The 20193-nt window shown below is 35.8% G+C and carries 15 protein-coding genes, 1 pseudogene and 1 other annotated feature; of the genes and pseudogenes, 12 read left to right on the top strand and 4 right to left on the bottom strand.

Annotated features, from left to right (window positions below; genetic code table 11):
* Nucleotides 1-28: 28 nt before the first annotated feature.
* Nucleotides 29-2770 carry a diguanylate cyclase domain-containing protein gene (locus BQ6100_RS20860; protein WP_084780361.1) on the top strand — a complete coding sequence of 914 codons (2742 nt, stop codon included), beginning with the start codon at nucleotides 29-31 and terminating at the stop codon, nucleotides 2768-2770.
* Nucleotides 2771-2833: 63 nt separating this feature from the next.
* Here BQ6100_RS20860 and BQ6100_RS11560 read toward each other — a convergent pair whose 3' ends face one another.
* Entirely contained in the window at nucleotides 2834-3622 is a 789-nt protein-coding gene (locus BQ6100_RS11560) for a Cof-type HAD-IIB family hydrolase (protein ID WP_075981775.1), read from the bottom strand.
* Nucleotides 3623-3851: 229 nt separating this feature from the next.
* Here BQ6100_RS11560 and BQ6100_RS11555 point away from each other — a divergent pair, with 229 nt between their 5' ends.
* The 3 genes from BQ6100_RS11555 (at nucleotide 3852) to BQ6100_RS11545 (ending at nucleotide 7948) form a co-directional block, all read left to right on the top strand.
* Nucleotides 3852-5219, top strand: a complete 1368-nt coding sequence (locus tag BQ6100_RS11555) for an aspartate kinase (protein WP_075981774.1) — start codon at nucleotides 3852-3854, stop codon at nucleotides 5217-5219.
* A gap of 53 nt (nucleotides 5220-5272) precedes the next feature.
* Nucleotides 5273-5494: a binding site (T-box leader), on the top strand.
* Between the two features lie 79 nt (nucleotides 5495-5573).
* Nucleotides 5574-6668, top strand: coding sequence for a glutamate 5-kinase (gene proB, locus BQ6100_RS11550; RefSeq protein ID WP_075981773.1), 1095 nt, complete (start codon nucleotides 5574-5576; stop codon nucleotides 6666-6668).
* A gap of 32 nt (nucleotides 6669-6700) precedes the next feature.
* On the top strand, nucleotides 6701-7948 hold the full coding sequence (locus BQ6100_RS11545) for a glutamate-5-semialdehyde dehydrogenase (RefSeq protein ID WP_075981772.1): 1248 nt from the start codon (nucleotides 6701-6703) through the stop codon (nucleotides 7946-7948).
* A gap of 297 nt (nucleotides 7949-8245) precedes the next feature.
* Here the strand turns inward: BQ6100_RS11545 and BQ6100_RS11540 are convergent, their stop codons facing one another.
* Both BQ6100_RS11540 and BQ6100_RS11535 read right to left on the bottom strand, forming a co-directional pair.
* The gene (locus BQ6100_RS11540) at nucleotides 8246-8482 is read right to left on the bottom strand and encodes a helix-turn-helix domain-containing protein (RefSeq protein ID WP_075981771.1); all 237 of its coding nucleotides are present in this window, start codon (nucleotides 8480-8482) and stop codon (nucleotides 8246-8248) included.
* A 220-nt stretch (nucleotides 8483-8702) separates the two neighbouring features.
* Nucleotides 8703-9389, bottom strand: coding sequence for a YhcN/YlaJ family sporulation lipoprotein (locus BQ6100_RS11535; protein WP_075981770.1), 687 nt, complete (start codon nucleotides 9387-9389; stop codon nucleotides 8703-8705).
* Nucleotides 9390-9802: 413 nt separating this feature from the next.
* Here BQ6100_RS11535 and BQ6100_RS22005 point away from each other — a divergent pair.
* From BQ6100_RS22005 to BQ6100_RS11515, 5 genes and pseudogenes are all read left to right on the top strand, one after another.
* Nucleotides 9803-10603, top strand: a pseudogene (locus BQ6100_RS22005) (MCP four helix bundle domain-containing protein); the annotation flags it as partial.
* On the top strand, nucleotides 10598-11644 hold the full coding sequence (locus BQ6100_RS22000; protein ID WP_390622438.1) for a methyl-accepting chemotaxis protein: 1047 nt from the start codon (nucleotides 10598-10600) through the stop codon (nucleotides 11642-11644). The pseudogene BQ6100_RS22005 and the gene BQ6100_RS22000, both read left to right, overlap by 6 nt.
* A gap of 310 nt (nucleotides 11645-11954) precedes the next feature.
* Nucleotides 11955-13325, top strand: coding sequence for an MFS transporter (locus BQ6100_RS11525; protein ID WP_075981768.1), 1371 nt, complete (start codon nucleotides 11955-11957; stop codon nucleotides 13323-13325).
* A 235-nt stretch (nucleotides 13326-13560) separates the two neighbouring features.
* Nucleotides 13561-14661 carry a DUF6920 family protein gene (locus BQ6100_RS11520; protein WP_235816517.1) on the top strand — a complete coding sequence of 367 codons (1101 nt, stop codon included), beginning with the start codon at nucleotides 13561-13563 and terminating at the stop codon, nucleotides 14659-14661.
* Nucleotides 14662-14822: 161 nt separating this feature from the next.
* The gene (locus tag BQ6100_RS11515; RefSeq protein WP_075981767.1) at nucleotides 14823-15056 is read left to right on the top strand and encodes a glutaredoxin family protein; all 234 of its coding nucleotides are present in this window, start codon (nucleotides 14823-14825) and stop codon (nucleotides 15054-15056) included.
* A gap of 1076 nt (nucleotides 15057-16132) precedes the next feature.
* Here the strand turns inward: BQ6100_RS11515 and BQ6100_RS11505 are convergent.
* Nucleotides 16133-17005 carry a LysR family transcriptional regulator gene (locus BQ6100_RS11505; protein WP_075981765.1) on the bottom strand — a complete coding sequence of 291 codons (873 nt, stop codon included), beginning with the start codon at nucleotides 17003-17005 and terminating at the stop codon, nucleotides 16133-16135.
* A 247-nt stretch (nucleotides 17006-17252) separates the two neighbouring features.
* On the opposite strand from BQ6100_RS11505, the gene BQ6100_RS11500 reads away from it, so the two are divergent.
* The 3 genes from BQ6100_RS11500 (at nucleotide 17253) to BQ6100_RS11485 (ending at nucleotide 20185) form a co-directional block, all read left to right on the top strand.
* Entirely contained in the window at nucleotides 17253-17885 is a 633-nt protein-coding gene (locus tag BQ6100_RS11500) for a LysE family translocator (protein ID WP_075981764.1), read from the top strand.
* A 251-nt stretch (nucleotides 17886-18136) separates the two neighbouring features.
* Nucleotides 18137-18424, top strand: a complete 288-nt coding sequence (locus BQ6100_RS11495; RefSeq protein ID WP_075981763.1) for a YciI family protein — start codon at nucleotides 18137-18139, stop codon at nucleotides 18422-18424.
* Between the two features lie 519 nt (nucleotides 18425-18943).
* Nucleotides 18944-20185 carry an ABC transporter substrate-binding protein gene (locus tag BQ6100_RS11485; RefSeq protein WP_075981761.1) on the top strand — a complete coding sequence of 414 codons (1242 nt, stop codon included), beginning with the start codon at nucleotides 18944-18946 and terminating at the stop codon, nucleotides 20183-20185.
* Nucleotides 20186-20193: the final 8 nt, after the last annotated feature.

Here is a 20193-nt window from a genome sequence, read left to right as displayed (position 1 = left end):
TAAAATTTAATAAAGAAAGGTGGATAATATGGATGATTTAACCCTTATACACAAACAAAATAGACGAGTAATCTTATTACTTTGGTTATTTCTTTCTATTGATTTCATATTAAATCTATTTTTATTTAATTTTTCCTTTGCAAAGGTAATGATTTTAACCTCGTTGCTTCCATTATTGACCATTACTATTTTTGTTAGGAAGAGAAAATTTATTAAATCAACAATGTATATCATTACATTTTTATTAATGTTAGATTTACTTTTAATTAATATATTTCATTCCAATTATATTAATCTGTTTTTTGTTATTTTACCAATATTTATCAGTCTTTCCTATAGGGAATGGATTAATGTCTTAATTAGTATTGCTGGAAGTGGCAGTATTTTTGTGACGATCATTAGGTTACATGGAAGGGAGTTTTTTACTCAATGGCAACCATTTGATAGCCTCTATTTTTTACTTTTTTTCATGATGTTTGGTTCAATCATCATATATGAATCTAAAAACTCAGAAGCCACTCGCTTTCAGTTAAAGAATGAGCTTAGTGAAGTGAAAAAGCTACAAGGGAAACTGTTTGAGAGTGAAGAAAGATATCGCGCCATGGTCAAGCAATCGACAGAAGGAATCTTTGCGTTCCACCCTGAAACCAAAAAGATTGTGGAAACGAATGAATTATTTTGTAAAATGCTTGGTTATGAAGAAGATGAGCTAATTAATTTTTCCATTAAAAAGGTCATAGTTGCAGATGATAAAAGTGTTGAAGCAAATATCGAGAGCGTGGTGAAGAAGAACCGTGATTTTCTTGGAGAGAGAAGGTATCTTTGTAAAAGTGGAGAGGAAATTATCGTTGAAGTTAGCGCTACTCTGATTTCAATAAATAATGACCAGCTTATTTTATCCAGTATCCGTGATATTACGGAACATAAGAGAACGGAAGAGATGATCAAAAAACAGGAAAAATTATTCAATGCTGTTTATGAAGGAATGAGTAGGCTATTAACCGCTGAAAATCCAGTAGATGCTATAAAAGAAGCGTTGGGAATAATCGGGAAGTCCATTCCTGTTGATCATGTGTACGTCTTTGAAAATAAGCGGGCTTCTAATCAGGAAGAAACGATGAACCTTTGTTTTGAATGGGTGAATAACAATGCGATTCCTTATATAGATAAATCAATTATGCAGGACTTGCCTTATAGTCTTTTTAAGGAGTCCAATTGGTTTGATTGGCTAGCTGAAGGAAATTCCATCAATGGACCGCTTCAAATGTTTTCTGAAAAAGAACAAAAACTATTAAAAATGGTAAAAATCAAATCAGTCCTGGTCGTTCCCATCTTTATTCGAGAGGAATTCTGGGGTTTTATCGGTTTTAGTGATTCCATTCAAGAGAAGACTTGGAATACCAATGAAGAAATGATTTTAATGGCTGCTGCTGCAAATATCGGTGGTGCAATTAAGGGTCACCTTGACTCTATTAAATTACAAGAAAGTGAAAAGAAGTATCGATTGATTGCTGATAATATCACGGATGTTGTCGGACTAATTGATAGAGATTTTAACATTCTCTATGTATCTCCTTCTTTTGGAAGTATTATGAAGGAGCTCCCAGATGTTAATGACGAAGGATATCCGATAAAGTATGTTCATCCAGAGGATTGCGAATCAGTAAATCAAGCATTTCAAAATATGCTGAAGAATAAAAAAACCCTTCAAACAGAATTTCGGTGGAAAGGGGAAAATGGGTGGATTAATCTGGAATTTAGGGCGACTCCTGTAATTGAAAGTGATGGTGAAATTCGTAACATAGTCACGACTTGTAGGAATATTACAGAGCGAGTGACAATGGAAGAAAGAGTAAAACAAACCACTGCAAGGCTAGAAACCTTAATTTCACATTTACCATACGGAATATTAGCCGAGGATAAAGACAATAAGCTATTACTAATTAATGAACAATTCACTGATATGTTCGGAGACCCCCACCTTGTAGATCTTGGTGAGGGATGGGATAAAGAACATAGAAACACGAAGATGGTCTTTTTTGAACAAGCATTGTATGACAAAAGGACAAGGGAAATTATAAAAAATAGGGAAATGGTATTAGAAGAGGAATGGGCATTATTGGATGGGCGAGTCATCAGTCGGGATGCCATTCCAATTTTCACAAATAATAAATTTGATGGATTTCTATGGCAGTTTAAGGATATAACAACCCAGAAAAAAATCGAACAGGACCTAAAGGAAGCCTCTCTTATCGATGGGTTAACGAATATATCGAATCGTAGATATTTTGATGAAACCATTGAAAGAGAATGGAATCGTTGTTCAAGGAGCTCTAAACCCCTGACCTTAATTATGTTAGATATTGATCGTTTTAAAAAGTTTAATGACACATACGGTCATCAACGAGGGGATGAGTGTTTAATTAAGGTTGCACAAACGATTAAAGAGACAATCAAAAGACCATCCGATGTGGTGTGCAGATATGGCGGGGAGGAGTTTGCGATTATTCTTCCAGAAACAACCGAGGAAGGAGGAGAATTTGTAGCGGAAAGAATTCGCGCTGCCATCGAATCTTTAGAGATTCCACATGTAGCATCCAAGGTAAGCCCTTACGTTACATGTAGTCTAGGGGTAGCAACGGTAATACCGAGTACCTTAACAACACCCGATGAAATTATCAGGATGGCAGACAAGGCCCTCTATGAGTCAAAAAACCATGGACGTAACCGGTATAGTGTATATGATAATAAAGAAAGTTTACAGCTTTAAATAAAAACAAAAGCAGAAATGTCCATGCATCTCTGCTTTTGTTTTCTCCATTATTTCATGCAATTAGTCAACAAGTCCAAGTGATTTTAAACCGTTATAGACCCCTGAGTTGGTTACCTCTGTTGTTTTATGCTTAGCATAGGCAAATAAGTCCGGATTTGAATTACCCATTGCGAATCCTTCACCAACGTAAGATAACATTTCTTTATCGTTCATACCATCACCAAAGGCAATCGCATGCTCTTTAGGGATGCCAAGATGGTCCAATACTCTATTAACACCTACCCCTTTATTTACATTTTCCTGAATGATGTCAAAACATTTATGCATTCCAGCAACGTTGACTTGAGTTAAATGAAATCCCTCTTCTTCAGTATAGTACGCTGCTTCCCTTTCATCATTGGTCATTAGTGTAATTCCTAGTACATCACCCATGACCTTTGGAGTAAATAATTCATTTTCTTTTAAAAGGAAGGTATCAATAAAGTTTATCACCTTTGGAGTATGTAAATTTGTAAAATAATTTTTATTTCTTGTATAGAGCACCAATTCATGATTGTTTTCATCCGCGATATTAATAAATTTCTCTACAGAAGACTCCTTCATCGGTTCTTTGAAAAGTTCTTTCTTTTTATAGACGGCAAAAGCTCCATTGTAACCGATTAAAGATTGAATTTGTAACATTTCTGCGATATCCATGATTTCATGGAGAGGTCTTCCTGTTGCTAAGAAAACTTCAATCCCTTTATCTTGTGCAGAGAAAATCGCTTTTTTTGTTGAATCCTCAATCGTATGGTCGGGCTTAATAATTGTACCATCGATATCTAGAAATAAGGCTTGAAATTGAGTCATGCTGCTTTTCACATCCTAACTGAGTAATCGTGGAAAATTATAGCACATATATGAGTTTGTCACAAAAGGACAGGTAAAATATCTTTCATTCTAGCATTATATTTTATAATGTCCATGTGAAAAATACAGATGTTCTTTTATGACGGAAAAAACACTTGATTCTTTTTCGCTTTAGGGTGATAATAATAACTAAATTTTAAGAAATATTCGTCAGGCAGGAGATGTATGCATGAAAGTAGTTAAATTTGGTGGTTCCTCCTTAGCGACTGGAGAGCAATTAGAAAAGGTTTTTCAAATTGTAGTATCTGATCCTGAAAGAAAAATTGTTGTCGTTTCAGCACCTGGAAAGCGATATGCTGATGATATAAAGGTTACCGATTTATTAATCACATGTGGCGAACACTATTTAAAGGGTGAAAAGGCAGATGTTGAGTTTAATCAAATCATCGAAAGATATGCAAATATTGCCAGTGAATTAGATTTATCAGATGATATTATCCATCGAATTCAGGATGATCTACTGACCTTATTAAATGGGGATAAAAGCAATCCTGATAGCTTCCTGGAGGCTATTAAAGCGAGTGGTGAGGATAATAATGCCAAACTGATTGCCTATTATTTTCAAAATAAAGGGGTTGAAGCAGAATATGTTAATCCCAAGGAGGCTGGTTTGTTCGTAAGTGATGAACCTGGAAATGCAAGGGTATTGCCAGAGTCATATAAGAATTTATACTCTCTACGTGATCGTTCTGGAATCATTATTTTTCCGGGCTTCTTTGGATACAGTTTAAAAGGCGAAGTGGTTACATTTTCTAGAAGTGGGTCAGATATTACGGGATCCATTTTAGCTAATGGAACAAAGGCGAGCCTTTATGAGAATTTCACAGATGTTGACGCGGTTTATTCTGTCAATCCAAACCTTGTCAATCACCCTAATGAAATTCGTGAACTAACCTATCGAGAAATGCGTGAGCTCTCCTATGCTGGTTTCTCAGTATTTCATGATGAAGCTTTAATACCAGCCTTCCGTGCAGGAATTCCTGTGAATGTGAAAAATACTAATAACCCATCCGCACCAGGTACAAGAATTGTCAATGAAAGAGATAATAATAATGGTCCAGTCATCGGAATAGCCAGTGATAAAGGCTTCTGTAGTATTTATGTAAGTAAATATTTGATGAATAGGGAAATTGGTTTTGGACGCAAGCTTCTACATATTTTGGAGGATTATGGATTATCTTATGAGCACATTCCATCAGGGATTGATGATATCTCCATTATTTTAAAAGAAGACCAAATGACTAAAGAGATTGAAGATCATATTAAACTAAGAATACTTGAAGAACTACAAGCAGATGAGGTAGTGATTGATCATCATCTAGCTCTTATTATGGTGGTTGGGGAAGGCATGCGTCATAATGTTGGAACCACCGCTAGAGCCGCACATGCTTTAGCCAATGCAGGGGTAAATATCGAAATGATTAACCAAGGCTCATCTGAGGTTAGCATGATGTTTGCAGTGAAGGCAGTAGATGCTGACCATGCAGTGAAGGCTTTATATAATGAGTTTTTTGTAAAAGTAGCTGTGAAAGCTTAACTCATAAAAATTTCTTGACATAATTAAAAAATCTATTCATAATATATAGAAATTATGGAACGTTGATGAAGGAATAGTACGTAGGACATTCTATGTAAGAGAGCGAAGTTTATGAGCTGAAAGACTTCGTCATATGAAGCCTGCTGAACCTGCCTTTTGAGTCCTATGCAATACATAGGCGCATTCTCCAAGCGTTATCTGGAAGAGTGGGATGCAATTGTCATTGGCATCCAATCAAGGTGGTACCACGGAAACTATCCCTTTTCGTCCTTATTTTTAGGATGAAAAGGGTTTTTTTATTATATCAAGGCAAGTTGATTGAAAAAGTTGTCATCACTCTTGGAGGAATACAGAATGGAAAAAAAACGGGTAGTTGTCAAAATTGGAAGTAGTTCATTAACTAACTCAAAAGGAGATATTGATACGGAGAAATTTTTCGATCATATCCAAGCGATTGCAGCATTGAAGGAGCTTGGTCATGAGGTTCTTATTGTCTCTTCAGGAGCTGTTGCTGCAGGTTTTAGAAGATTGGGCTACCCGTCTCGACCCGTTACGATTAAAGGGAAGCAAGCGGCGGCTGCAGTTGGTCAAAGCTTGTTAATTCAATCCTACATTGATCATTTCAATCATTTTGGAATTGTTCCAGCACAAATTTTACTAACAAGAAACGTATTTTCGAAAAAAGATGGTTACAGGAATGCTTATGCGACCATCACGGAGCTTTTGGAACGAGGAATTTTACCAATTATTAATGAAAATGATTCCGTTTCCATCGAGGAATTAACCTTTGGAGATAACGATATGTTATCTGCACATGTTAGCGGAATGGTCCATGCAGATCAATTAATTATTTTAACTGACATCAATGGACTTTATGACTCCAACCCTCAGAAGAATCCACTCGCTACAAAGTATGATTTTATCGAAGAGATTACAGAGAAAATGATGGAGGCAGCGGATGGAAGTGGCTCTAAGGTTGGTACCGGGGGAATGGCATCAAAGCTTGAGGCTGCAAAAATCGCAACATCGCTTGGGGTTCACGTTTTTATCGGAAAGGGTAAAGGCAGAAACAAGCTAATTAATATTTTAGATGGTCAAGGGGATGGTACATACATCGGAAAGGAACTGAGGACCATCAATAATAATAAGCAATGGATTGCCCTTCACTCCGCATCGACAGGAAAAATCTTCATTGACCAAGGAGCAGAGGATGCCCTCTTAATGCATGGAAAAAGCTTGCTACCAGCCGGGGTAAAGAACATTACGGGAACCTTTAAAAAAGGGGATGTTGTCGATGTTGTAGGGAAAAATGGTCTGGTTGGAAAAGGGGAGGTTCTCTACTCATTAGAGGAATTAAGACTTGTCATGGGGAAAAGAAGTGAAGAAATGAAAAGGCATTCTGGATTAACAATTGAAGTCATCCATAGAGATCGCTGGGTAAAAATATAAGAAAAAATATTTTTGAAGGTGGAGGGAAATCGATGAGTGAAGTGAGAACGAAAGGTCAAAAAGCTAAGGTTGCAAGTTTTAAGCTAGTTGGATTAAAGACAGAGGAAAAAAATCAGGCTTTGGCTAAAATTGCTGAGCAACTAATCAATGAAATGGATTACCTAATAGAAGAAAATCAAAAGGATATTCAAAAGGGGAAGGAAGCAGGTCTTTCAGATTCCATCTTAGATCGCATTCTGCTTAATGAAAAAAGAATCGAGGATATGTCATCTGCTATTCAACTTCTCATTTCGCTGCCAGATCCAATAGGTGAAACACTCGAATCGATTGAAAAAGAAAATGGTCTATTAATTAAGAAAAAACGTGTTCCAATCGGTGTCATTGGGATGATATATGAAGCAAGGCCAAATGTTACAGTGGACGCAGCCACCCTTTCATTGAAAACGGGAAATGCCGTTGTTTTACGAGGAAGCTCTTCTGCTAAATTTTCAAATATTGCTCTAGTGAATGTGATTCACCGTGCGCTCGAAAATACCTCTATTCCACTCGATGCTGTTCAATTAATCGAGGATACGAGCAGGGAAAACGCGAAAGAATTGTTCCATCTAAATGAATATTTGGATGTTCTCATTCCACGTGGAGGGAAAAATTTAATTCATACCGTTGTAAAAGAATCAAGTGTTCCAGTATTAGAAACAGGGGCAGGAAACTGTCATGTCTATATCGACGAATCAGCCGATGTAGAAATGTCTAAGCGAGTGGTGATGAACGCAAAAACCCAGCGCCCATCCGTTTGCAATGCCGCTGAATCTCTTCTCATTCATAAAAATTGGTTTGATCAGTTTGGATTAGAATTACTAACAACTCTTCAAGAAGGCGGAGTTGAAATTATTGGTGATGAAAAGGTATGCACTATCTTTCCTGCAGCAAAACAGGCATCTGATGAGGATTGGGGAACTGAATACTTAGGATTAACGATTAGTGTCAAAATTGTTGAAGACACCTTTGAGGCCATTAACCACATTAACCAGTACGGTACAAAACATTCTGAATCCATTCTAACAGACAACGAGGAAAGCGCTGAGGCATTTCTTACAAATGTAGATGCAGCGGCAGTATATCATAATGCTTCAACACGTTTTACAGATGGATTCGAATATGGGTATGGAGCTGAAATAGGTATTAGCACACAAAAGCTACATGCGAGGGGACCAATGGGACTTCAGGCATTAACTTCGAGCAAATATTATATTTATGGCGAAGGGCAGATTAGAGAGTAAACATACTTGCCTGGGTGGCGGTGAAATTTTAGTAGAAATAAACCACCAAATAGAAGAAGGTCGATACATATGGTGTATCGACCTTCTTTTTTTAGTTATTAGGATATTTGGGTACAACACAGTAATTGATTTTGTGGCTTTCGAATTAGCGGAGACAGTAAGCTGTCGAAAAAACAAAACTTTGATTTCATGGTTTTAAAGATAGCGGAAGCAGTGGCCATTACTCCTTATATTTTGGCCTTGTAAAAAGCTTTTACATGACTTGGAAGGAATTATAGGTAGGCTGTAAGTTGCATATTAACACATTGGCGGTACGTTCTTGCTTAATTCAGCAACAATGGATGCAATAGATTGTACCTGTTGTTCATCCAAATCAAAGGCATCGATTATTTTGCCTTCAAGATTTTTTGTTACATTTCTTTTGCCAATTTCCACGAGGGCAATTAGGGCATAGCTACAATTAACAATTCTAGCAAAATCACGTTGTGTCATATTATAGCTTTCTCTTAAAAATTTAATAATCTCTTTATTCATATAGATCCCTTCATTCAAAAACATGGAATATCTATAAATTAGCATTTCTATTATATTCTGTCAAAATGGTTTGCTGAACTTGGGAGCGAGGATTGGAGGTAAGCGGATGGTTAAAGTGGGGGAATGGTGAGGTGTAAGAAAAATAGCTGCAAGCGTTCATTAAATCTGCCGAGAATGCCTACTTACAGCCATCTTAATCCCTGATATTAATGCCAACTAATCAACGGCTATTATTCAAATTTGGAAATACCCGACGGACATTATTGTTGAAATCGTCCAGAAGGGTTTGGTCTGTGTTTCCATTACGAATTCGATTAGAATAATTGGTCATATCATTATAAAAGCCTGTATCAGTTGTTATATAAACATTCTCAATACGATTATCGTAGGCTTTTACCTTTTTTGATATTTTTCTTTCTAGATCAGAAGAAATAGTAGAACCATTATTGATGTTTACAGCGTGTCTATTCCTATTTGTATTCGGGACCTCATTATCCTGAGTAATGGAAGGGGTTCTGGTAGAATTCCCATCTCCATTCTGATTAATTATTCCTGTAGGGTTCTCTGAACCTCTTTTTGTTCCACTATTTTGGTTTTGGGAGCCTTTATCATCTAATTGATAATTTAATCTAACAGATACATAAGCTGTATTCCCTGAAACAATCACATTTGCATGGTCAATTTCTTGCATAACAGCAACTCGATCAGCAATTTCATCTGCTACGTCCATTTTTTGATTGTTGTCTCGTCCATTTAATTCAACAAAATTATTGTTATCCCGGTCAACGTTGTTCACTCTTGCTGGTTGAACTCCATTATGGCCATTATGGCCGTCGTTATCCATCCCACATCCAGCTGTTAAAAGTAAAAAAGAGGAGGCTACCAATATAGTTAAAGCCTTATTCATATGTTCACACTCCTAAAACATTTTATCGATGATAGCATTCCAAAAAATGAAAGAACTATACGGCATTAGGCATCAAAATTTGTATTAGGTTGGACATAGAAAATAATAGTTCAAAATGAAACTGCTTCTTATTTATGATTCATTATAAAATTAAAAACCAAAATGTAATCACTATACCAATTAATGTAAATAATACGGTTTTTATAGGTAAAGAAAAATGATATAAATATAGCAAAAATATTATTATTACATAAAGTATTGTCAATGTTTTTGAGTATTATTTTCACAATTATGTGAATGAAATGCAAACTATTCACAACCTATCTTGTGAAAAGTTGAATAAAAAGTTATTATTATAAAAATGATAGACTTCCTTTTTACAAATTCTTTGCTCATGGTAAGTCATCAGGAAAATGTACAATTTTGCAATAGAATGGGGAGATACATCAATGAAGTGGATCAAAAATTTAAAAATTCTATCAAAAATGCTAATACTTTCTATCATTGTCATACTAAGCTTACTGACCATTGGTGGGATAGGTTTTTCACAAATAACCAAGATGGGTCAATCCCTGGAAGATATCTATGATAAAAATATTGCCCCAAATCAAACCCTTACCTTAATGCAATCCAATCAGCAACATATTCAATCCTCTTTATTAGAATTAATGATTAATGATAATCCGGAAAGAGTAAATGAATTATTGACTGATATTGATGTTAGAACGAAAGCAAATGAAGATTTAAGAGGAACCTACAAAACAGGCGATTCTGCTGCAAAAGGGTTATTAGTAACCCATGACCAACTTGCTCAAAAATATCATGAAAAAATCAATGATATCATTAATCTAGCTAGTCAAAATAAAAAAGAAGAAGCATATCAAACCTACTTAGATAGTCTTGAACCTATTGCAAATGAATTAGATTCTACCTTCACTAAATTAACAAAACTAAGTTCTGATAAAACACTGGAGGTTAATAAAGAGAATAAAGACGCAGTCGATTTTTCTCTAACCATTCAGATTTCTATAATCGTAATTGCAATTGCTCTCTATTTAGTTATTTCTTGGATTGTTATTATGGCAATAGTAAAACCAATGAAAGAACTTGAAGGATTAATGGAAAAGGCTGAGAGTGGGGATTTAACCGTTCAAAGCAATTATCAATCAAAGGATGAAGTAAGTAGTCTTTCACGGTCATTTAATGAAATGCTCGCTCATATTAAAGATGTCATTATGAAGGTGAGAGAAGCATCTGATATGGTTGCTGCATCATCAGAAGAATTGCTAGCAAGCGCAGAGCAAACAAGTAGCGCAACAGAGCATATTGCAGAAGCAAGTTCAGAATTAGCGATTGGCGCAGACAATTCTGTAAAAGGTGCTGAAAATGCATCCATTTCTATGGGTGATGTGGCGATTGGCATTGGAAGTATAACAGATTCTATTTCGAACGTAACCGATCATTCTAAAGTAACAAGCTCTGAATCAGAAAAAGGAAATGAAGCTATTACGAAAACCATTGAGCAAATGGGAACAATCAATGAAACCGTTATGTTTTCTTCAGATGTTATTAAAGAGCTTGGTACTCGATCAGAGGAAATTGAAAAAATTGTTGGTGTTATTTCAGGTATTTCTGACCAAACCAATTTACTAGCCTTAAATGCTGCGATTGAGGCAGCACGTGCAGGTGAACATGGAAAAGGATTTGCTGTCGTTGCTGATGAAGTAAGAAAGCTTGCTGAGGAATCTAGAAAATCAGCAGAACAAATTACTAATCTAATTCGAGATATCCAAGAAAATACAAATAATGCCGTTATTTCGATGGGGAAATGTACAGATGAAGTACAAACTGGTATGGTCTTAGTTAATCATACAGGGGATTCATTTAAGAAAATTCTTAACTCTGCCCTTGATGTATCGAAGCAAGTCGAAGAGGTTTCTTCTTCCATTACCCATATGTCTTCAAGTGTAGAAAATATGGCTATTAGTATGGCAGAAGTATCCATTAATGCAGAAAATGCAGCACAAAAGTCACAAAGTGTAGCTGCTGGTGCTGAAGAACAACTTGCCTCTATGGAGGAAATTACTGCATCTGCCAATTCATTGGCACATATGGCAGATGATTTAAGAAAAATGGTTGGATCTTTTATTGTCAATAACTCAGACAAAAATACAGTAACAGAATCCTCAACGGAGTTTGAAGCAGTTTCTGATGTAGTGGATTCAGAAGAACAAGATTCCGAAATAGCTATTTAATTAAAGGTCCCTGTTGCCTCTCATAAAAGGTTTGTTGATTTTGTCTGTGAGGAACAGAGGAGTGAATAAGGAGGGCTATCGCAATTTTTGCGATAGCCCTCCTTTGATTTTTAAGAAATATATAGTCCTACCTCTAAAATAGGGTTTCTAATTTTCGGGTTGTTTACAAAAACAAAGAATATTTTGCTGGTTATGGAATTTACTATATAAAAGGGAATTCATTAGACCAAGTATTAATGTAAGAGGTTGATTGGATTCCTATTTTTGTATCATCTATTATTGAAAACGCTTACAACAAAGGAGGTCAAAAATGATTGTTGAGAAAGATGGGAAGACGACAGATGAAATTAGCGTGAAAAGGCCAGGGCACCAAGAGATGCTTTCTTATGGGCTTGGAGCATTAGGGCTATTCGGCATATGGACTTTTACTGGAACTTTTTTAACCTATTATTACACTGATGTTGTTGGCGTAGCAGCAGGAATAGTTGGGACGCTTATGGTGCTAGTTCGATTTTTAGACGGTTTTGCTGATGTGGGAATGGGGGTTGTAGTGGATCGAACAAGGACGAAATATGGAAAGACAAGGCCCTGGATTCTTTGGATGGCAATTCCTATAGGTGTTTCTAACATTTTGCTATTTACTGTCCCCGAAACAAGCATGCTCGGAAAAATTGTTTATTTATACATTACCTTTATCATTTTTAATTTAGTTTTTACTGCACTTTCCATTCCATTTAAAACTCTTCTTGGAATGATGACACAGGATCATTATGGTAGAGGGGTAGCCAATATCTATTCTGGTTTTTTTAATATGATTGGCACCATGCTAGTCTTTACGTTGTCCCAACCATTGGCAGAAAGGTTTGGTTGGACCTTAATAGCAAGCGTTTTGAGTGTAGTTGCAATTATTTTCTTATTGCTTACCTTTCGTGGTACAAAAGAGAGGGCAAGTGCCTCCATTCTACAGGATGAAAAAATTGGAGTAAATAAGGGGGTTAAAGCCTTATTTCAAAATAAATATTGGGTAATTATTACCTTGAGCTGCATCGTGTTTTACGCAGATATCAGTGTTGTACAGTCAGCTGGAATCTATTATGCTACCTACATTCTCGGGAATACGAATTATTTTTCCTTGATCGGACTTGCCTTGACCATTCCGATGATTATTGGTCTTCTGTTCGTTGCGCCACTAGTAAAGAGAATGGGAAAACGTAATGTGGCATTGGTTGGGGGAGTAATTGCTATTATCGGACAGCTTGTTAAATTAATCGATCCTTCGAGCTTATCAATCTTTTTAATTGGAAGTGTTATCACTGGCTTTGGGGCAATGCCTTTACTCGGGTTCATTCTTTCAATGATTAATGATACGATTGAATATGGGGAGTGGAGAACGGGGATTAGAACAGAAGGCCTAATTAATAGCGGAGCCAGTTTTGGTATTAAGGTAGGAACGGGCCTTGGACTCGCATTAATCGGCTGGCTACTGGCAATCGGTAAATATGTAGGTGGCGCAGCAGAACAAACAGATGCAGCTATATCTATGATTCTAGCTTTAAACGTATATGTCCCGTTAATATTGACAGCCATCCTTTTATGTTTACTAACTGCCTATAAGTTGGATAAACAATATCCGAATATTCTCGCCGAGTTATTAAAAAGGAAAAATGAATCAAAAAAATAAATCCTCTATCTTGAGGATTTTTTTCTGTAGTTTTTTTTAGTGATAGTAAAAATAGTATTGCGTAAGTGGTAAAAATCAAAAGTGAATTGAACTTCCCTATTCCCCTAAGAATCCATTTTGAGTTTTTAACTTTTTTCTAATAATAAAGTTTCTAAAATTGTAATAATATAACGACTTTAGTTTTATTAGGCATATTAGAATAAGGTTGAACATATTTTCCTAGGAGGAAAAACAATTGAATATCTTGTTTCTAGTATTAATAATTATTCACGGACTCATTCATTTAATGGGATTTCTAAAGTCATATAATTTAGTAGAAATTAGCCAATTAACGGATGATATTTCGCATTTCATAGGCATTTTATGGTTAGTGGCTGCTTTGCTTTTTTCAGTGGCAGCAATTCTTTATTCATTAAAAAAAGTTTCTTGGTGGATACCCGGAATGATTGCAACCGTTCTATCACAGGTTTTAATCATATTGTCATGGGAGGATGCAAGGTTCGGTACAATACCCAACATCATAATCCTCTTAGAAGTTATTATTGGCTACGGGGGTTGGCTATTTCATAATAAAACGAAAAGGGAGATAAATCTATTCATATTAAAAGCGAAAAGCTTAGGAAACAAGGAAAAGAAGATCACAGAGCAGAAGATTGTCGTCTTACCTTCTCCAGTTCAAAAATGGTTAAAACGAACAGGAATCGTTGGAAAAGAACCTATTCACTCCTTATATTTTAAACAAAAGGGGATTATGAAGCTTAAACCAGAGCAAAAGGGATGGTATAAAGCCCAGGCGGAACAATATGTTACCCCAAACGAACCAGCATTTTTGTGGAGAGTGAATATGAAGATGGCTCCTCTTGTAAACGTCGCTGGTAGAGATCTATACATAAACGGGAAAGGCGAGATGGTTATAAAAATCGCATCACTTTTACCTGTCGTAAATGTTCATAATAACAAAAAAACGAATCAATCTATTTTACAGAGATTTCTACTTGAACTCCCGATGTATCCAACAGCAGCATTAAACCCCTATATTACATGGGAGGGTATAGATGAATACACTTCAAAAGCTACTCTGGCTTATAAAGGAGTATCGGGTTCAGCCTCATTTCATTTTAGTGAAGATGGGGATTTAGAAAAGGTTAGTGCTTTTCGATTTAAGGAAAATGATGAAAAGGCGGAACTAGTAGAATGCATTGGGGAGTTGAAAGAAACAACACAAATTGACGGTATGAGAATTCCTACTAAGATGGATATATCTTGGATGCTGGGTCAAGGAAAATTCACATGGTATAAGCTTGAGATATTTGATGTAAAAATAAATGAAGAATAAGAGCTGAGGCTGTTCAATAAGTTTTTGTTGAACAGCCTTATTTAATGTACTAATAAATATATGATTGGATTTGGGCAAAGGAGAACTTTTTTCTTCACATTCAATACCCTATAGGGTATAATGCTTATATATGAAAAGTTAGTAAAAGGAGGGGAAAGAGTATGAAATCAATTACAGTTTACACAACTACACAATGTCCATATTGCGTCATGTTAAAAAATTTTTTAACTAGTCAAAATGTACCTTTTAAAGAAGTCAATGTTGAAAGAAATCCTGAAATGATGCAAAAACTGGTCAATACAACAGGACAAATGGGTGTACCTCAGACTGAGGTTAATGGTCAATGGGTTATTGGTTTTGATCCAAATCGTATTATGATGGCGTTAAATAATTAGAAGTTTGGGTAAATTTATAGTGCCGGAAATGTTTCAAAAGGTTATCTGTATTTATTGATAATGGGAACTCTGATATAGAGATTGTATTTTTGTTAAAAAATATACCGTGCGGGGTACTGTTAATATTAGCATTTTTTAGAATAAAGGCTAGTCCCCAACGATTTGAAAAAATGAACAGGGAGGAAGGAATATGGTAAAGTTTACACATGCTGCTTTATCTGTGATTACAAATGAAGTTCAAGACTTAATTAACGAAGGAAAAAAACCACAAATTCGTCTTTCCATGGGAATTGGCTGAGGTGGCCCACAGCTTCGTCTGACTCTGGTAGAGTCAGCTTTAGAAAATGATGAAATAACTGAACTAAACGGGGTCCAGTTCTTAGTAAATGAAAGAGACAAAGTCTATTTTCATCAAGTAAAAATAGACTATATGGATATGTTTGGATGCGGACAGTTTCACTTGCTTCGAGTTTGAATGGACTGTTAGGATATCAAATATTAGGTATTTGAAGGACAACCGGAAAAGATCATTAGGTGAACTCTTTCCATGGGGTTATGAAGGACAAAACTGTGGAAGGAACTTGGGGAACTGTCTTTTGTGCTTATGAAAGAAAAACTGGATAGTCACTTAAGAAGATACTTGTCTTTCACCATGCAAATGAAAGACAAAACCCCGAGGAATCGAGAAGGAGCTGTCCCTCATAAGACAAAGCCTGGAAACCATACGAAAAAATCTCTTTCAAAAAGCCAAAAAACCCCAAAAAATATTATATTGTCATTCAAGAGGTGATCATTTGGAGAAACAAAAAAGAAAACAATGTACTAGTGGGTCTTGAGGAATAAATCATAAAAAACCCCTTAAGAAATATCCTCCACCGATATGACCCGGGGTTTTGATTTGGCTCCTGGTAGGAGTTATTTATTTCATATACAAACTTTTCTAGGAGGGCTTTATGCCCTTTTTTTCTATGGAAAAATATCCAGTGGCTAATTATTACTCCCGAAGATATGGTTGTCTACATAAAGGTAGTTCCCAGAACAAAGAGTTATCTATCAAAAACAATTCTAAATCAGAATTAAAGTAAGTTATTTGTAACCAAGTCTTTTGTATGCTCTACGAATGCTCTTAATGAGGGGGATAACTCCAGGGAGCGTGCGGCTAGTCCTATTTCACGGTATGTATAAGGATTGATGGATAGTATTTTGACTCCTTCCATGTGGTCAGGGATAGATAATTCAGGGAGGATTGAAATGCCTATTTCCTCTTTTACCATTTTTATAATCGTACTAGTATCACGGATTTCAAAAGGGATCTTTGGATGAAACTTATGTTCTTGAAATATTGAAAAAATAAGATTTTCACAGCCAGCATTAGGCAAAATAAAAGGGATGTCATGAAATTCGTTTAGATTAACCTTTTCTTCATTTTCTAATTCAAAAGTGGATGGAAGTATTAGTTTCATTTCATCCTTCTTAAGGCTTATAACCTCGAATTCATGGTTTGGCAGAGTAATAAACCCAAGATCAATATCTCCTTCGAGTATCGATTTTTTTATTTCCTCATAAGTTCCTTCAACTAAATGCAATTGAATATTAGGAAACCGGTCATTGAATGTTCTAAAGATTGTTGGAATCCACTTTGAAGAAACACTTGAAAAACAACCTATGCGAACCTTCCCAGCCTGCAGTCCCAATGAATATGAAATTTCTTGATTCATTTTTTCCCGTTGCTTGATGATTTCTTTAGCCATCAAAGAGATCTTTTCTCCAATTTCGGTGATGATAAAGTTTTTTCGGTTCCGTTCAATGAGCTTGACTCCTAACTCATCTTCTAAACTAGACATAGCATGACTAACAGCTGATTGACTCATGTTGAGTCGTTCACCCGCTTTTGTAAAATTTTTTGTTTTTAAGACCATCAAAAAAACTTCAAGCTGTACAAAAGTCATTAAGCTTTCTCCTTTAGAAATCATTATACTTTGATTATAGCACATTCATGAGTATTTGCTCATGCAAACCATTCGAAACATTCATTAGATTAATACAAAGAAAACCCATATAATTCTTTTATCGGAGCAACTTTATTTTTTTACAATGGTAAAATTTTAGCCTTCGTAATTTTAAAGGTTGAGAAATAGGAATTGTTTTCATCACATTTTAAAGAGATGAAAAAATAGAAAAAAGGGGAGTTAATACATGTTTGGAATTGATAATTATGGTGTTTTTATTTTATCAGCAGTTTTGCTAAATATTACACCGGGAACAGATACCATGTATATTATGAGTAGGAGCATATCTCAAGGAAAGAAAGCAGGGATCTATTCGGCTTTGGGAATTTCCTTAGGGAGCGTGGTACACACGTTACTCGCAGCATTTGGCCTATCAATCATATTAACACAATCATTATTACTATTTACCCTCGTGAAAATAATGGGTGCCGCCTATCTTGTATATTTAGGTATAAAAATGTTAATGGCCAAAAGGTCAAATCAAAATACTATTATTTCTGAACAGACTGCAACTTTTAATAAAATATTTATTCAAGGCCTCCTTACAAATATTACGAATCCAAAGGTTGCTTTATTTTTTCTAGCATTTATTCCACAATTCATTGATGGCAGCCAGTCAGGTCCGATACCATTTCTATTATTGGGATTAACCTTTTGTTGCACAGGTGGATTTTGGAATATCCTTGTTGCTGTTTTTTCTTCAACCGTTACAAAAAAACTTAGGAATAATTCCTCTATTGAATTTTTACTTAATAAAGCGATGGGGTTTGTTTTTATTGCCATAAGTGTGGAGTTATTGAGGGCAAAAGTATCGGAGTGAGGAAGGAATGCTAGGTTTTGTAGGTTAAAATTTGTATATTGGCGAGATTGTTTTAAGGTGGGTATAACCTTTTGTTTCACCTCAATAATAAATATGTTATTCCTTTACTTCCAGTTCATGGATAAGATTATTATATTCTAGAAGGATAATTACCGAACTGTTGATATAATTCACTTGTTTGAAAGGGTTCATACTCGGTAGAACGACTGCCTTCATAGATTATTTTGTATTAGAAAACTGGGGTGAAATAGGTGTATATCATTAACTTAAATTATTTAGTTCCAATTGAAAGGGTAGATGAAGTTCGAGAGGAACATTTAGAGTATTTGGACAGGTATTTTTCTAAATCAATTTTTCGAGTTTCAGGACCTAAAGTTCCTAGGAACGGAGGGATTATTTTAGCAGAAGGAGTAACTAGGGAAGAGCTAGAAGTTATTTTAAGAGAAGATCCATTTTTTGAAAAAAAGATAGCTGATTATGAAGTAATTGAATTTACTCCCACTAAGATAATAAACTCTAAGTATTGTTTGCAGATATAAGGAAGAAACAAAATCAAGCACACATCCAAAAAGGAAATAAATTGTTATAGGAAAAAGCCCTTGCTGTTGCAAGGGCCTTTTGACGTCCCAGATAGGATTCGAACCTACGACCTACAGGTTTAGGAAAAATACGAAAATAGGTATTCCCTTAACCACTTCGTAACGAAACGTTGATTTACTAGGGCTATTTGGTAATTTTGTTGATTCTAGAGAAATTAAATAAATATGGTAAATATGGTTTTACTGAGTTTTTCGGCTAATTTGCAGCAATTTTAACTTCAGAGAATGTATGTATTTAGGAAAACAAAAATAAGGAAGAAACCTGTAAAAAGTATTGGGTTGCTGTAATGCTAAAAGAAACACTAGTATTGCTGAATTAATTCCAATAATTCGAAATACTAACAATGTTCAAAAATCACTTGTTCATACAGCAAAAAAAACCTTTACAATGGAAGTGCAGAAGGATCCTCTCCAAATCCAATTTGAAAGGTCTCTCTATGTAGAGAAAGGATGATGTTGATGAGAAAAAGGTTTTCTATCGTTTCTCTTTGGATTCTATCATTGTTGTTTCTAATGCTTAACACAGGTTGTGTCGATGAAGAAGATCAAACCAAATCGAATATAATCAAATTGGCTGCCATATTGCCGATGAGCGGTGAGTTGGGATCTAAAGGGGAGATTCGTAAACAAGCAATAGAAAAAGGTGTAGAAGACGCAAATGAAAAATGGAAAGAGGAAGGATTGAATCTGCAATTTGATTTAAAGGTAGAAGATGGTCAAAGTGATCCTAAAATGGCTCTGGAAAAAGCAAAACAATTATGGGAAGAAGGGTATAAAATCTTTATTGCTGGATCGAGTGCCGAAATAGAAAAGCTACAACCTTGGGCGACAGATAATGGCGCAATTGTCATCAGCTATAGCAGCACCTCTCCTTCTTTAGGAATGGTAGGGGATGGGGTATTTCGAATGGTTCCTGATGATACTCAACAAGCAAAAGCGTTAGCTAGCTTACTAGAATACGAGGGGATTTACGGGATTGTACCCATTTTACGGGATGATGTGTATGGTCGTGAATTGACTAAATTACTTTCAAAGGAATTTAAATCGCTTCAAGGAATAGTCTCTGAACCCGTCAAGTATCAACCACAAGAAACAGATTGGGATCATGTCATGGGGGAAGTTTCAAAGGCCGTAAATAATTTGGAAATGGAAAAAGAAAGAATCGCGGTTGTCCTTGTTTCCTTTGATGAAATAGCCGATATTTTTCTAGCTAGTGAAGAAGAAAAAACAATAAATGAAGTCCGATGGTTCGGTACAGATACAGTTACACTCAGTCCAATCATTTTAGAAGACAAGCAAATTGCAAAGAACGCTTCTCAAGTGAAATTGACAGGCGTGACTTTTGGTATTCCTGAATCAGATTTGTTTCATTCGGTTCAAGCTGAGTTGGGGTCACATAAAGGAGGGGATTTCCTTCCCGATGCTATGTTTGCTTACGATACTCCCCTTATGTTGGCAACAGTCATTGGTCAACTGAATGACCCGTTTAGTACGGTGGAGTTAATGAATCACTTGGTAGAAGGGTCAGCGGCATATGCAGGCGTAACAGGATGGACTCTCCTTAACGAAAAAGGGGACCGTACGTATTTTCAGTATGACATATGGGAGGTTCAAACGAAGAGCGAGGATTCATTCGAATGGAATCAAACCGCCAAATATTTAAGGAGTCCAGGCTTTCCAGGCTATATTTCGCCTAATTGAAAGGAATG

It is taken from the genome of Bacillus massilinigeriensis, from assembly GCF_900117315.1.
Classification (GTDB): Bacteria; Bacillota; Bacilli; order Bacillales; family Cytobacillaceae; genus Bacillus_BE; species Bacillus_BE massilionigeriensis.
Note: the sequence above shows the minus strand (reverse complement) of the source record. Positions and strands in the feature narration are given on the sequence as shown.

What these genes read in the sequence shown, in the direction of transcription:
- BQ6100_RS20860 (WP_084780361.1), top strand. Translation starts at nt 29, where the DNA reads ATGGATGATTTAACCCTTATACACAAACAAAATAGACGAGTAATCTTA.
- BQ6100_RS11560 (WP_075981775.1), bottom strand. Translation starts at nt 3,622, where the DNA reads ATGACTCAATTTCAAGCCTTATTTCTAGATATCGATGGTACAATTATT.
- BQ6100_RS11555 (WP_075981774.1), top strand. Translation starts at nt 3,852, where the DNA reads ATGAAAGTAGTTAAATTTGGTGGTTCCTCCTTAGCGACTGGAGAGCAA.
- proB (WP_075981773.1), top strand. Translation starts at nt 5,574, where the DNA reads ATGGAAAAAAAACGGGTAGTTGTCAAAATTGGAAGTAGTTCATTAACT.
- BQ6100_RS11545 (WP_075981772.1), top strand. Translation starts at nt 6,701, where the DNA reads ATGAGTGAAGTGAGAACGAAAGGTCAAAAAGCTAAGGTTGCAAGTTTT.
- BQ6100_RS11540 (WP_075981771.1), bottom strand. Translation starts at nt 8,482, where the DNA reads ATGAATAAAGAGATTATTAAATTTTTAAGAGAAAGCTATAATATGACA.
- BQ6100_RS11535 (WP_075981770.1), bottom strand. Translation starts at nt 9,389, where the DNA reads ATGAATAAGGCTTTAACTATATTGGTAGCCTCCTCTTTTTTACTTTTA.
- BQ6100_RS22000 (WP_390622438.1), top strand. Translation starts at nt 10,598, where the DNA reads ATGCTCGCTCATATTAAAGATGTCATTATGAAGGTGAGAGAAGCATCT.
- BQ6100_RS11525 (WP_075981768.1), top strand. Translation starts at nt 11,955, where the DNA reads ATGATTGTTGAGAAAGATGGGAAGACGACAGATGAAATTAGCGTGAAA.
- BQ6100_RS11515 (WP_075981767.1), top strand. Translation starts at nt 14,823, where the DNA reads ATGAAATCAATTACAGTTTACACAACTACACAATGTCCATATTGCGTC.
- BQ6100_RS11505 (WP_075981765.1), bottom strand. Translation starts at nt 17,005, where the DNA reads ATGACTTTTGTACAGCTTGAAGTTTTTTTGATGGTCTTAAAAACAAAA.
- BQ6100_RS11500 (WP_075981764.1), top strand. Translation starts at nt 17,253, where the DNA reads ATGTTTGGAATTGATAATTATGGTGTTTTTATTTTATCAGCAGTTTTG.
- BQ6100_RS11485 (WP_075981761.1), top strand. Translation starts at nt 18,944, where the DNA reads ATGAGAAAAAGGTTTTCTATCGTTTCTCTTTGGATTCTATCATTGTTG.